The organism is Streptomyces graminofaciens, assembly GCF_030294945.1.
Lineage (GTDB): Bacteria > Actinomycetota > Actinomycetes > Streptomycetales > Streptomycetaceae > Streptomyces > Streptomyces graminofaciens.
This window is the reverse complement of sequence record NZ_AP018448.1, coordinates 5,551,336-5,564,099: the sequence shown is the minus strand read 5'-3', so window position 1 is coordinate 5,564,099 and position 12,764 is coordinate 5,551,336. Positions and strand designations below refer to the sequence as shown.

The window sequence follows — 12,764 nt, the reverse complement described above, 5'->3', positions numbered from 1 at the left end:
GCGATTCTGTAGGTGAATCCGTACGTGGGTCCGTACGTGGGTCCGTCCGTGAATCCGTACGTAGGTCGGTACGTGGCTTCCTACGGCGTCCATGGCGGGTGGCCGCCGAGGGGTCGGCGCTGCTGATCGCCGTCGTCGTCGCGTTCCCCCTCTACTGGATGGTGCTGAGCGCCTTCAAACCGGCCGGGGAGATCGAGTCCGGCGAGCCCCGGCCGTGGACCCTGGCACCTTCCCTGGAATCCTTCCGGCGCGTCTTCGAACAGCGGGAATTCGGCCGCTACTTCCTCAACAGCCTCGTCGTCGCGGGCTCCGTCGTGATCGCCTCCGCGCTGATCGCGTTTCTCGCGGCGACGGCCGTGACACGATTCCGCTTCCGTTTCCGGACCACCCTGCTGATCATGTTCCTGGTCGCTCAGATGGTGCCCGTGGAGGCCCTCACCATCCCCCTGTTCTTCCTCATGCGGGACTTCGGCCAACTCAACACCCTGGGCGCCCTGATCCTGCCCCACATCGCCTTCTCGCTGCCCTTCGCGATCTGGATGCTGAGGGGCTTTGTGAAGGCCGTTCCGGAGGCGCTGGAGGAGGCGGCGTACCTCGACGGGGCGAGCCGCTCCCGATTCCTCTGGCAGATCCTTTTCCCCCTTGTCCTCCCGGGCCTGGTGGCCACCAGCGTCTTCTCCTTCATCTCGGCCTGGAACGACTTCCTGTTCGCCAAGTCGTTCATCATCAGCGACACCTCCCAGTCGACCCTCCCGATGGCCCTGCTGGTCTTCTACAAGCCCGAGGAGCCGGACTGGGGCGGGGTGATGGCGGCGTCCACGGTGATGACGATTCCGGTACTGATCTTCTTCGTACTCGTACAGCGACGGCTGGTCTCCGGACTGGGCGGAGCGGTGAAGGACTGACATGGCCGATCCGACGGACCTGATTCCGGCACCCCGATACGCGCGCGGCTACGGACGCCACCTCGAACTCGGACCCCACACCCGCCTGGCCGTGGGCGAGGGCGCCGAGCGCACGGAACGGTGGCTGCGCGCCACGCTCGGCGCGGCGACCGGGCTGCCGCTGCCGCCGGGGGAGGGCGACGACGACGGTGTGATCCGCCTGTACATCCACCGGATGGTCACCAAGGACCTCGGCGAGGAGGGCTACCGCCTGGCGGTCACGCCGTCGGGCGTGCACGTCGTCGGCGGCGGCCCCACCGGTCTCTTCTGGGGTGCCCAGACGCTACGGCAACTGCTCGGCCCGGACGCATTCCGGCGAGCCCCGCTGCCCGGCCGGCAATGGCGGCTGCCGCAGATCCACATCCAGGACTCTCCCCGTTTCCGCTGGCGCGGCCTCATGCTCGACGTGGCCCGTCACTTCCTCCCCAAAGACCAGATCCTGCGCCACCTCGATCTGATGGCGGCACACAAACTCAATGTCTTCCACTTCCACTTGACGGACGACCAGGGCTGGCGCGTCGAGATCGAGCGTCACCCGCGACTCACCGAGGTCGGCTCCTGGCGGGCCCGTACGAAATTCGGCCATCGCGCTTCCCCTCTCTGGGAGGAGAAGCCGCACGGCGGCCACTACACGCGCGACGACATCCGCGAGATCGTCGCGTACGCCGCCGAGCGGCATATCTCCGTCGTCCCCGAGATCGACATCCCGGGACACAGCCAGGCCGCCATCGCCGCGTATCCGGAACTGGGCAACACCGACGTCATCGACACGACCTCCCTCACCGTCTGGGACACCTGGGGCATCTCCAAAAACGTACTCGCACCCACTGACAACACCCTGCGCTTCTACGAGGGGGTGTTCGAGGAAGTCCTCGACCTCTTCCCCGCGGACGCGGGCCCGTTCTCGGAGTTCGTGCACATCGGCGGCGACGAGTGCGCCAAGGACCAGTGGAAACAGTCGCCCACCGCGCAGGCGCGCATCCGGGAACTGGGACTCGCCGACGAGGACGGGCTGCAGTCGTGGTTCGTCCGGCACTTCGACAACTGGCTGACATCGCGCGGGCGTCGCCTGATCGGATGGGACGAGATCCTGGAGGGCGGCCTCGCGCCGGGCGCCGCCGTCTCGTCCTGGCGGGGCTACGCGGGCGGCGTCACCGCCGCCCGCGCGGGCCACGACGTGGTCATGTGCCCCGAGCAGCAGGTGTACCTGGACCACCGTCAGCACGACGGCCCCGACGAACCGGTGCCCATCGGCTACGTACGCACCCTTGAGGATGTCTTCCGCTTCGAGCCGGTTCCACCGGAGTTGACGCCCGAGGAGGCCCGGCATGTGCTGGGCGCGCAGGCCAACGTGTGGACCGAGGCGATGGAGGACCCCGCGCGCGTGGACTACCAGGCGTATCCGCGCCTCGCGGCCTTCGCCGAGGTCGCCTGGAGCGCCCTGCCCGCCCCCGCCGAGCGGGACTTCGCGGACTTCGAGCGCCGGATGGCCTCGCACCACCGGCGACTTGACGCCCTGGGGGTCGCTTATCGGCCGCCCACGGGGCCGCGTCCGTGGCAGCGGCGACCCGGAGTGCTCGGACGCCCGATCGAGGGGGCGCCGCCGAACGTGTGAGGCGGAGGCAGGCCCGTGAGCTCCGCCGCGCCTGCCTCGCGAGCGCGCCGCGACAGCGGAACAACACGCACAAGTGCCCCTGATAAGTAGCAATTCGCGCTCATGGGTGATGTCACGCCAAAACGGACAACCCTCGGGGTGGGGTCGCGAATGCCTCCTGGCGGACCCCCGCGTTCGGGCCTCGCGAGAATGTGCCAGAGTTGCCACGTCCGCCCTGTCAGCACGTACCGTACGGCAGCACAGGCGGACCAGGTGGGGCAGCGGGAAGGGGCAGCCGGTTTGACCACGCACGCACCGCAGGCGGCGCAGGCCGTGACCCTGCCCGGCTCGCTCGACGAGGCAGTGGCGGCCCTCGCCGCCATGCCCTGGGCGGTTCCGGTGGCGGGTGGCACGGACCTCATGGCCGCGGTCAACTCCGGGCAGCTCAGGCCCGCCGCGCTGGTCGGCCTGGGCAAGATCAGCGAGATCCGCGGCTGGCAGTACCAGGACGGGCACGCGCTGCTCGGCGCCGGCCTCACCCACGCGCGCATGGGCCGCCCCGACTTCGCGGCCCTCATCCCGGCGCTCGCCGCCGCCGCCCGCGCCGCCGGACCCCCGCAGATCCGCAACGCGGGCACCCTGGGCGGCAACATCGCGACGGCCGCCCCCACGGGAGACGCGCTTCCCGTGCTGGCCGCCCTGGAGGCGACGTTGATCATCGCGGGCACGGGCGGGGCCCGCCGCGAGATCCCCGTCTCCCACCTGCTGGCCGGCATGGAGATGCTCCGCCCCGGCGAACTCATCGGCTTCGTGCGCGTGCCCCTGCTGCACGCCCCCCAGGTCTTCCTGAAGGCCACCGGACGCACCGGCCCGGGCCGCGCGCTCGCCTCCGTGGCACTCGTCCTCGACCCCGCCCGGCGCGGGGTGCGGTGCGCCGTCGGAGCCATAGCGCCGATGCCGCTCAGGCCCCTGGACGCCGAGGCGTGGGTCGGCGGACTGATCGACTGGGACGGCGAGCGCACGCTCGTCCCCGAGGCCCTGCAGGCCTTCGGCGAGTACGTCGCCGCCGCCTGCATCCCCGACCCGGCCCCCGAGGTCGACGGCACCACGCCACCGCTTCCGCCCGCCGTACTGCACCTGCGGCGCACCGTCGCCGCGCTGGCCCGACGAGCACTGGGGAGGGCACTGTCGTGACCGACGACCAGCACGGAGAGGGCACCCCGCACCAGGGCGGCCAGGGCGGTTGGGAACGGCTGCCCCAGGGTGACTACGACGACGGCGCCACCACCTTCGTACAGCTCCCCGAAGGGGGCATCGACGCGCTTCTGGCGTCCGCCGACAGCCCCCTCGCCGCACCCGGGCACGGCTATGTGCCGCCGCCCATAACGGCCGCCCCCGGCGCCGGGACCGACCCGTCCGGCACGGGCAACTGGGCCATGCCGGCCGAGGGCACGCAGTGGCACGACCCGAACGCCGGGCAGCCGCAGCCCGCCACCCAGCACGGGTTCACGTACAACCCGGGGTCGACCGGACAGTGGACCTTCGAGGAGCCCGGCCCGGATGCCGCCGCTCCCGGTCATGACGTGACCGGCGAGTGGTCGATTCCGGTCGCCGGCGGCGATCTTCCGGACGAGTCCGGTGAGTTCAGCACGTCGGCGCTGGTCGAGCAGTGGGGCGGCACCCCGCCCGCCACGCTCCCCGGCGGCGCCTCCGCGCCCTGGGCGACGGAGCCGCCGACCGCGCCGGAGAGGGTGGCGGAGACGGCGATCGGCACGGCGTGGACCGCGCCGCCGCCCCCGCCCGAGGAGCGCGCCGCCGAAACGGCTGCGGACTCCTCTGAGGAGCCCTCGGACGCTTCCGGCGACACCTTCACCGACCCGGCCCCCGAGGCCGCCACAGAGGCCCCTGGGGCCGCTGAGGAGGCCACGGGGACGGCAGGCGAGCCCGCCGAGCCGGATGAGGCCGCCGAGGCCGGGCCCGACACGGACGCCGCTCCGGCCGAGGAGCCCGCCCCGCCGCCGCACGACGACCACCCCCTCGCCTCGTACGTCCTGCGCGTCAACGGCACCGACCGGCCCGTCACCGACGCCTGGATCGGCGAGTCGCTGCTCTACGTGCTGCGCGAGCGGCTCGGTCTCGCGGGCGCCAAGGACGGCTGCTCGCAGGGCGAGTGCGGCGCGTGCAACGTGCAGGTCGACGGCCGTCTCGTGGCCTCCTGCCTGTCGCCCGCCGTCACCGCCGCCGGCAGCGAGGTGCGCACCGTCGAGGGCCTCGCCGCCGACGGGCAGCCCTCGGACGTACAGCGAGCCCTCGCCAAGTGCGGCGCCGTGCAGTGCGGTTTCTGCGTGCCCGGCATGGCGATGACCGTGCACGACCTGCTGGAGGGCAACCCCGCCCCCACCGAACTGGAGACCCGCCAGGCCCTGTGCGGCAACCTGTGCCGCTGCTCGGGCTACCGGGGCGTCCTGGACGCCGTGCGCGAGGTCGTCGCCGAACGCGAGGCGCACGCGGCCGCCGAGACCCAGGCCGCCGCGACCGAACCCGACGAGGCCCGCATCCCGCACCAGGCGGGGCCCGGCGCGGGCGGCGTCAACCCGGCGGCGTACGAACAGCAGAACTCCCCGGGGACGCCACCAGGGGCGCACGATCCGTCGGCGTACGGCCCCGACCAGTCGTACGGCGGCCAGGGCCTGTCGTTCCCGGGCCAGGACGATTCGTACGGCGGCCAGGGGCAGAACTTCGCCGGCGGGGACGACGCCTACGGCGCCGGTCAGGGTGACACCTACGGCGGTCAAGGACAGTCCTTCGGCGGTCAGGGAGACACGTACGGCGGTCAAGGCGACACCTATGGCGGTCAGGGTCAGTCCTTCGGCGGTCAGGATCTGTCGTTCGGCCAGGACGGAGGCCAGGCGTGAGCAACGAAGCCGCCACCGCGACCCCGGTTGGCACCGGGGAGACCGCGCCCGCCCCGGAGCAGCTGCCGCACGGCCTCGGCGTGTCGCTGCCGTCCGCGGACGCCCGCGCCAAGGCGGAGGGCACCTTCCCGTACGCGGCCGACCTGTGGGCCGAGGGCCTGCTGTGGGCCGCCGTGCTGCGCTCACCGCACCCCCACGCGCGCATCGTGTCCATCGACACGTCCCACGCGCGTGAGATGCCCGGCGTACGGGCGGTCGTCACCCACGAGGACGTCCCGGGCGTGTCCCTGCACGGCCGCGGCAAGGCCGACCGCCCCGTGTTCGCCTCCGAGGTCGTACGCCACCACGGCGAGCCCATCGCGGCCGTCGCCGCCGACCACCCGGACACCGCGCGGATGGCCGCCGCCGCCGTCATCGTCGAGTACGAGGTACTCGACCCGGTGACCGACCCCGAGCAGGCCTTCGAGGCCGACCACCTGCACCCCGACGGCAACCTGATCCGGCACATCCCGCTGCGCCACGGCGACCCCGACGCGGTCGGCGAGATCGTGGTCGAGGGCCTGTACCGCATCGGCCGCCAGGACCCCGCCCCCATCGGCGCCGAGGCCGGTCTCGCCGTGCCCCGCCCCGACGGCGGTGTCGAGCTGTATGTGGCCTCCACCGACCCGCACACCGACCGCGACGCGGCCGCCGCCTGCTACGGCCTGGTGCCCGACCGCGTCAAGATCGTCGTCACCGGTGTACCCGGCGCCACAGCCGACCGCGAGGACCAGGGCTTCCAGCTCCCGCTCGGCCTGCTCGCGCTGAAGACCGGCTGCCCGGTGAAGCTGACGGCGACCCGCGAGGAATCCTTCCTGGGCCACGCGCACCGCCACCCGACCCTGCTGCGCTACCGCCACCACGCGGACGCCGAGGGCAGGCTGGTCAAGGTCGAGGCACAGATCCTGCTCGACGCGGGCGCGTACGCGGACACGTCCTCGGAGGCGCTGGCGGCGGCGGTGTCGTTCGCCTGCGGCCCGTACGTGGTTCCGAACGCCTTCATCGAGGGCTGGGCCGTACGCACCAACAACCCGCCCTCCGGCCATGTGCGCGGCGAGGGCGCCATGCAGGTGTGCGCCGCCTACGAGGCGCAGATGGACAAGCTGGCGAAGAAACTGGGCGTCGACCCGGCGGACCTGCGTATGCGCAATGTGCTGGCCACCGGTGACGTGCTGCCGACGGGCCAGACGGTGACCTGCCCGGCCCCGGTCGCCGAACTGCTGCAGGCGGTCCAGGAGTTCCCGCTCCCGGCGCTCCCCAAGGACGCCCCCGAGGAGGAGTGGCTGCTCCCCGGCGGCCCCGAGGGCGCGGGCGAACCGGGCGCGGTCCGCCGCGGCGTCGGCTACGGCCTCGGCATGGTGCACATGCTCGGCGCCGAGGGCGCGGACGAGGTCTCGACGGCCACCGTGAAGGTCCACGACGGCATCGCCACGGTCCTGTGCGCCGCCGTCGACACCGGGCAGGGCTTCTCCACGCTCGCCCGGCAGATCGTCCAGGAGACCCTCGGTATCGACGAGGTCCACATCGCCCAGGTCGACACCGACCAGCCCCCCGCGGGCCCCGGCTGCCGAGGCCGCCACACATGGGTCTCGGGCGGCGCGGTGGAGCGCGCGGCGAAAATGGTCCGCACGCAGCTCCTCCAGCCGCTGGCCCACAAGTTCGGCATGTCCACCGAGCTGTTGCAGATCACCGACGGCAAGATCACGTCGTACGACGGTGTCCTGTCGACCACGGTCGCGGAGGCGCTGGACGGCAAGGAACTGTGGGCGACGGCCCAGTGCCGCCCGCACCCGACCGAGCCGCTGGACGACGCCGGCCAGGGCGACGCGTTCGTGGGCATGGCCTTCTGCGCGATCCGGGCCGTGGTGGACGTCGACATCGAACTGGGCTCGGTACGGGTCGTGGAACTGGCGGTCGCCCAGGACGTGGGCCGGATCCTGAACCCCGCCCAGCTCACCGCCCGCATCGAGGCGGGCGTCACCCAGGGCGTGGGCGTGGCCCTCACGGAGAACCTCCGCACCCCGCGCGGCCTGATCCGCCACCCCGACCTGACCGGCTACTCCCTGCCCACCGCCCTCGACGCCCCGGACATCCGGATCGTCAAGCTGGTGGAGGAGCGGGACGTCGTGGCCCCCTTCGGCGCGAAGGCGGCCAGCGCGGTGCCGGTGGTCACCTCCCCGGCGGCCATCGCGTCGGCGGTACGGGCGGCGACGGGCCGCCCCGTGAACCGCCTGCCGATCCGCCCGCAGGCGGCAGTGGTGACGGGGGCGTAGGCAGCCCTGAGGTGCGTGTTCGTGGGTAATTCCGGGGCGTTGTCAGTGGGGCGGCGTATGGTTCTTGGCAGTGGGGACGACCGCTGAGCGGTGAGGTGTTCCCCGCTCGGGGGAAGCACGTTGCGCACCAAGTGCCGGGGGAGCCGGGGGGAGCCATGAGCACGATGACGATGGGACCAATGGGCCTGACGGACCTGAACGACCTGAACGACCTGACGGCGCTGACCGGGGGGCCGGTCACCCTGTCGGGGCTGGCGCTGGACCTGCCCGCCCGGCTGCTGGACGAGGAGTTCGGCCAGAGCAAGGTGTGGCGCTTCGAGGACTTCGACTTCCCGGTGACGCTCACGCACGAGCCGACCCGCCGCTTCCTGCGGGACATGGGCCTGCCCGAGGACCACGCCCTGTTCGAGCTCGACACGGACATCCCGCTGCCGACCCTCGCCGAGCACTACGCGCACGAGCGCGCGGGCCGCTTCACCGGCGACCAACTCCCCGCGAGGGCCGCCCACCTGATACGCCTGGGTCACTTCGTCGAGGGCGACAGCCTGGTGGTCGACGGCACGACGGGCGCGATCCTCAACTGGAGCGAGCCCGAGGCCACGCTCTGCCCCCTGAACGCCGACGTCTCCACCCTGGCCTTCTCCCTCTGGCTCCTGCACCGCGAGAAGAGCGAGAAGGCGAACTGGCTGGACCTCCTCCGCACGGAGCCCTGCGACACGGCTTCCTGACCCCGGAACGCGGCGATGGCCGGCCACTGGGAACAGTGGCCGGCCATCAACCGGATCAGAGGCCGTGGCGGGAATTGAACCCACGTGCCTCGCTTTGCAGGTTTGTCCGGGCTGGTCAGGCCGCGATCCGTAGCCGTTCAACCTCGTTCATTCCCGTACGCGCGTTTGTGACGTGAACTGCTGTGAACGACGGCGGACGGGGATGAATGAGACGGAAACTGAGACGGAGCGCCCCACGGCTGACCAGCGCGTTAGCCCCTCTGAAGCGGCACCGCGACGCGCGTGGCCACGTCCTCGTTCTGCTCCTGGTGGAGGCCACCGACGGGCAAGAGGTCGTCGGGCATGGTGACTTCACCCGCCGGGCGCTGTGCGAGCCATCCAGAGCGACGGTGGGACGGAGCTTCGGTGCGGACGTGCTGGAAGCCGAGCCGTTCGTAGTAGGCGTGCAGCCCCATGTTCGTGCGCCACGTGTCGATGCGCACCCAGGTTCGCCCTTCCAGTGCTGCAAGGCGGGACATCCAGTCGATGACTCGTGTGCCCAGATGCCGCCCGGACGCTTCGCGCGCGACTATCAGCTTGTAGAGGTACAGCGCTGTTTCCGGGCGGTCGGAGTCCCTCCAGAAGTCTCGGTCGACGGGGCCCCGGCTCACGGTCGCGAGCACTTCGTCATGCTCGCCGACCACGACCCATGCACGCCCCTCATCTATGCTGGCGCGCCATTTCGCGATGGCCCGCTCACCGGTCTCCGTGTCGCTCCACTGGTCCGTGCCCTTGGTGCGTAGCCACCCTTCGGCCTCAGTTCGGAGAGTCAAGAGGGCAGGTACGTCCTTCGCCGCCGCAGGGCGAAGGTACTCAGTCGGTGCTGACTTCATAGAGGATCTTGTGCCTGTCTCCGGGGAGGATCGTGACCATGCAGCGTAGGGGGCGGCCGTCCGCGTCGTAACCGGTTCGGGTGTGCTCTGCGATCGGTGTTGCCGCAGGGAGAGCAAGTAGCTCGGCCTCCTGTCGAGTTGGCATACGGACTGAAATCTCGTCCCTGTACTTGGCTTGCACAAGCCCTACCGAGGCCAGGATGCCGCCGGGCGCGGAGACGTCGCGAGGCTCCATCAAAGGTGTGCCGGTCACGAGTTCCTGGGGGAAGTACGAGTCGGCGAGAGCGTAGGGCCGGTTGTCTATGTACCGGACGCGCTTGCGGGCCACGGCTAGACCGTCTGGGGGGAGTTCGAGGCACTCGCGCACATGGGTCGGCGGCTCAACGATCGACACAGTGATGTCTTGTCGGGGGGCGTTCCCGTTCTCCGCAATCACGCTGGCCCACTGGTCACCGGCGGTCCGTCCTTCGACCGCAGTGGCGTGGCGGCTCCGACTCTCCAGAGTCGTCCAGTTCCAAACGACAGGCGGATAGTCCTCACGGACGTACTTCCCCTGCCCCTGTCCCGTGACGACTAGGCCTTCCTCAATCAAGAGGCGGACGCCAGCGCGGATGGTCTCGCGGCTGTAGCCGTACTGGCTCATCATCTTCGATTCGCTGGGGAGCGCTTCGCCCCCCACCAGTCGCCCGGACTGAATCTGTTCGCGCAGGTCATAGGCGATTTCTTGAGCCTTCGTCATACCGCGTCGCACCGGCAATGCATCTCCTCTACTCCAACTCCTCCGTACAAGTTAGACCAGAGGGCTTGACTCTCCAAGCCTGACTCGTGCAATCTCTTGCCCAGGCACTCCTCCAGACAAGCTAGACGGGGTGTCACGTACGGCTCTGCTGTACAGGTGCGCCGGAGGAAGGCCCGCAGGGGTCGGTACGAAGGAAGCGCCGATTGGTTGAAAACTCAACAGTGTGATGAGGTCGCCGCCTCCTCCGATAAGGCGGTCGGCGCGGGGTACGGCCCGCGCATCTTCGACCTTTCCGCAGCTCAGTGTCTGCGGCTGGTTGCCTCCGCTGCACGTCTCGTACGTGCAGCGCCGAGGGGAGCCGGAACTTCCGACTTCAACGGCGCGCGGCTCCGGTGCGGGAACACCGGAGCCGCTGTTCGGGCCGTTCCTGTCTGAGAGGAATCACGACCCTATGAGCCCCATCGTCACAGTTCAGGACGCTGTTACGGCGTTCGCCGACTGGATCGAGCCGACGGACACGGAGCTGGACGCGATCGAGCAGGAGATGCCCGCGATCCTCGCGGACGTCGACCTGCTGGACGCGCAGATCATCACCCTCGACCGCACCCCGACCGAACTGGACGCCCGCCGCGTCCGCCGGGCCCGGAACCGGGCGCTCGCCGCCCGCCGGGACCTGGCCAACACGTCCGCCTCGGTGCTGCCGGAGGTGGGAGCGTGAGCACCCTCCACCAGAACTTGACCATCGCGCACGCAGAGGTCAAGGCGGAGATTGCCCGGACTGACAATAAGACCGGTCTGCTGCTGGCGTTCGTCGGCGCGGTGCTGGCCGGTGCGTGGACGGTCGCCAAGGACATGCCGCTGACCCCGGCCGCGTACGCGGTGGGCGGGTTCGGTGTGGCGCTGCTGGTCGTGGCGGCGGGTCTGCTGCTGCGGTCGGTGCGGCCCAACATCAGGGGGCGGCACGGGTTCCCGCTGTGGGCGACGCTCACCGCCGAGGAGATCACGGCCCGCCTGGGCGAGGACCGTCTCAGCGCGGACATCGCGGGCCTGTCCCGCCTCGCCGTCGTGAAGTTCACCGGTCTGCGCCGGGCGGTCGACCTGACCTGCGTGGGCGGTGCCCTGCTCGTCCTCGCTCTTCTGCTCACCGCTGGGGGTGCCCTGTGAGCCAGACTGCGTTGACGAGGGCTCAGACCGGTGTGTTGGCTGCCGCGTTCGTGCCGATGCTGGCCACGGGCGTGATCGGCGGTATCGGCACGTACAGCAACATCGGCCACGCCTACGGCAAGGGCACCGCGCTCGGGGCGCTCGCCGCTGGTGAGGGCGCCACCGCCGTGCTCGCCCTGGTCCTGTTGGGGCTGACCATGCTGGGCCAGTCCTCCCCGCGTGTGGTGCGGCTCGGGCTGTGGGCGCTGCCGACCGCCGCGTCCGCCATGGGCGCGATGGCCGCTCCGGACCCGGGCCGGACCGTCATCTACGCCCTGACCCCGATGGGCATGTCCGTGTCGGCGGAGGGCATGGCGTTCCTCGCCCGCCGCATCGTGGTCCACACCGACGGCCGGGATGCGGAGAACGAGCGGCGTACCGCCGACATCGTGCGGGCGCTCGCCTACCACCGCGCCCGCGCTGCCCACCACCCCAGCGACCGGGTCAAGAAGTGGTCGGAGCGCAAGTCGTGGCGTCTGGCCCGCAGGGTCGGGGTCGGGGATGTGGCACTGGGATCGAGGTTGTTGGACGTCCAGCGCGAGCGTGTCACCGCTGGCGCCGATGCCGCGCTGGGGTCGATGTTCGGCACCACAGACCCCGCACCCGCCCCGATGGTAAATGCGGAGGAATCTACCGAGACCATAAGGAAACGGTCTATGGCTGAGCTGGGGGAATCGACCCCGGCCCCGGCCGTGACGTTGACCCGGCTGTCCGTGCCCGATCCGGTCGCGGTCGACCTGGGCAAGTCGATTCTTCCGCTCAAGCCCGTACCGGCGATCGGCCCCGTGGTGGATCGGGCGCCGGTGGCGCCGATCGAGAAGCGCACGGTGGCGGCCGAGTCGACCCCGGCCCGGCGGGCGACTGGCCGTGTTCCCGAGTTGGCTCGATCGGCACGGCCGAAGCGGACTGCGGCCGATCTGCTGGCTGAGGCACGGCAGGTGACGGCCGACTGGCCGGACGCTCAGATCACGGCTGAGGGCATTCGCCGCGCGGTCCACACATCCCCGGCCAACGCCCGCACACTGCGGGACGCGCTCAAGGCCGAACGGGCCGCTGAGGCGGTGGCCTGATGGTGGCGCACGCCGCGTTCTTCGACCCGACCGGGTCCCGCTACGGCATACCGACCTACCCGTGGAAGTGCGCGCCGGACGGCTATGCCACCCGCCGTGGACTGCGCGCGATGGGTCTGCGTCCGGGTGGTCAGGAGGTGGCGGCGCAGGTCATGCGCGGGCGGCACCGGCGTCCGCCGCTGGTCGCCTACCTCTACCGGATCGACCTCGCCAAGCCGGTGCGGCCGATGACCTCGCGCAAGTGGGGCGCGCTCGCTCTGGCGATGCTCGCCCGCCGCACCTGCCCCAAGTGCCAGGGGACCTACAGCTACTGCCTGCCCACCTCACTCGGCACCTGCGTGCCCTGCGCCTACCCCGACCCGGACGGGTCCGAAGGGAGCCATTGAC

12 protein-coding genes are annotated in these 12,764 nt (G+C 71.0%); 10 read left to right on the top strand and 2 right to left on the bottom strand.

The annotated features are described in order from the left end of the window. The first annotated feature begins 98 nt into the window (after positions 1–98). From SGFS_RS23815 to SGFS_RS23790, 6 genes are all read left to right on the top strand, one after another. Entirely contained in the window at positions 99–905 is an 807-nt protein-coding gene (locus tag SGFS_RS23815) for a carbohydrate ABC transporter permease (RefSeq protein ID WP_286253183.1), read from the top strand. Between the two features lies 1 nt (position 906). Continuing rightward, complete coding sequence (locus SGFS_RS23810; RefSeq protein ID WP_286253182.1) at positions 907–2,559, top strand: beta-N-acetylhexosaminidase; 1,653 nt, start codon at positions 907–909, stop codon at positions 2,557–2,559. A gap of 279 nt (positions 2,560–2,838) precedes the next feature. Continuing rightward, complete coding sequence (locus tag SGFS_RS23805; RefSeq protein ID WP_286253181.1) at positions 2,839–3,732, top strand: FAD binding domain-containing protein; 894 nt, start codon at positions 2,839–2,841, stop codon at positions 3,730–3,732. After that, positions 3,729–5,453: a 2Fe-2S iron-sulfur cluster-binding protein gene (locus tag SGFS_RS23800; RefSeq protein ID WP_286253180.1), complete on the top strand. Its 1,725-nt coding sequence runs from the start codon at positions 3,729–3,731 to the stop codon at positions 5,451–5,453. Before SGFS_RS23805 ends, SGFS_RS23800 begins: the two co-directional genes overlap by 4 nt. Next, complete coding sequence (locus SGFS_RS23795; RefSeq protein WP_286253179.1) at positions 5,450–7,765, top strand: xanthine dehydrogenase family protein molybdopterin-binding subunit; 2,316 nt, start codon at positions 5,450–5,452, stop codon at positions 7,763–7,765. The genes SGFS_RS23800 and SGFS_RS23795 overlap by 4 nt, the downstream gene beginning before the upstream one ends. A 164-nt stretch (positions 7,766–7,929) precedes the next feature. Then, entirely contained in the window at positions 7,930–8,493 is a 564-nt protein-coding gene (locus tag SGFS_RS23790) for an SUKH-4 family immunity protein (protein ID WP_286253177.1), read from the top strand. Between the two features lie 251 nt (positions 8,494–8,744). Here SGFS_RS23790 and SGFS_RS23785 read toward each other — a convergent pair whose 3' ends face one another. Further along, positions 8,745–9,305 (bottom strand): GNAT family N-acetyltransferase, encoded by a 561-nt coding sequence (locus tag SGFS_RS23785; RefSeq protein WP_286253176.1) that lies wholly within the window; start codon positions 9,303–9,305, stop codon positions 8,745–8,747. A gap of 40 nt (positions 9,306–9,345) precedes the next feature. Beyond that, positions 9,346–10,104 (bottom strand): GntR family transcriptional regulator, encoded by a 759-nt coding sequence (locus SGFS_RS23780; protein WP_286253174.1) that lies wholly within the window; start codon positions 10,102–10,104, stop codon positions 9,346–9,348. A 451-nt stretch (positions 10,105–10,555) separates the two neighbouring features. Between SGFS_RS23780 and SGFS_RS23775 the strand changes: the two genes are divergently transcribed. From SGFS_RS23775 to SGFS_RS23760, 4 genes are read left to right on the top strand one after another with little or no spacing between them, the layout of a single operon-like run. Continuing rightward, the gene (locus tag SGFS_RS23775) at positions 10,556–10,822 is read left to right on the top strand and encodes a DUF6284 family protein (protein WP_286253171.1); all 267 of its coding nucleotides are present in this window, start codon (positions 10,556–10,558) and stop codon (positions 10,820–10,822) included. After that, entirely contained in the window at positions 10,819–11,268 is a 450-nt protein-coding gene (locus SGFS_RS23770; RefSeq protein WP_286253170.1) for a Pycsar system effector family protein, read from the top strand. The genes SGFS_RS23775 and SGFS_RS23770 overlap by 4 nt, the downstream gene beginning before the upstream one ends. A gap of 56 nt (positions 11,269–11,324) precedes the next feature. Further along, a complete protein-coding gene (locus SGFS_RS23765; RefSeq protein WP_434028210.1) occupies positions 11,325–12,377 on the top strand; it encodes a conjugal transfer protein in 1,053 nt (350 codons plus the stop codon). Next, positions 12,377–12,763 carry an RRQRL motif-containing zinc-binding protein gene (locus tag SGFS_RS23760; RefSeq protein WP_286253167.1) on the top strand — a complete coding sequence of 129 codons (387 nt, stop codon included), beginning with the start codon at positions 12,377–12,379 and terminating at the stop codon, positions 12,761–12,763. The genes SGFS_RS23765 and SGFS_RS23760 overlap by 1 nt, the downstream gene beginning before the upstream one ends. Position 12,764 lies beyond the last annotated feature (1 nt).

Excerpts from the sequence above, each read along its gene's own strand:
- SGFS_RS23810 (WP_286253182.1), top strand. The coding sequence starts at position 907 with ATGGCCGATCCGACGGACCTGATTCCGGCACCCCGATACGCGCGCGGC.
- SGFS_RS23790 (WP_286253177.1), top strand. The coding sequence starts at position 7,930 with ATGACGATGGGACCAATGGGCCTGACGGACCTGAACGACCTGAACGAC.
- SGFS_RS23780 (WP_286253174.1), bottom strand. The coding sequence starts at position 10,104 with ATGACGAAGGCTCAAGAAATCGCCTATGACCTGCGCGAACAGATTCAG.
- SGFS_RS23775 (WP_286253171.1), top strand. The coding sequence starts at position 10,556 with ATGAGCCCCATCGTCACAGTTCAGGACGCTGTTACGGCGTTCGCCGAC.
- SGFS_RS23765 (WP_434028210.1), top strand. The coding sequence starts at position 11,325 with ATGCTGGCCACGGGCGTGATCGGCGGTATCGGCACGTACAGCAACATC.
- SGFS_RS23760 (WP_286253167.1), top strand. The coding sequence starts at position 12,377 with ATGGTGGCGCACGCCGCGTTCTTCGACCCGACCGGGTCCCGCTACGGC.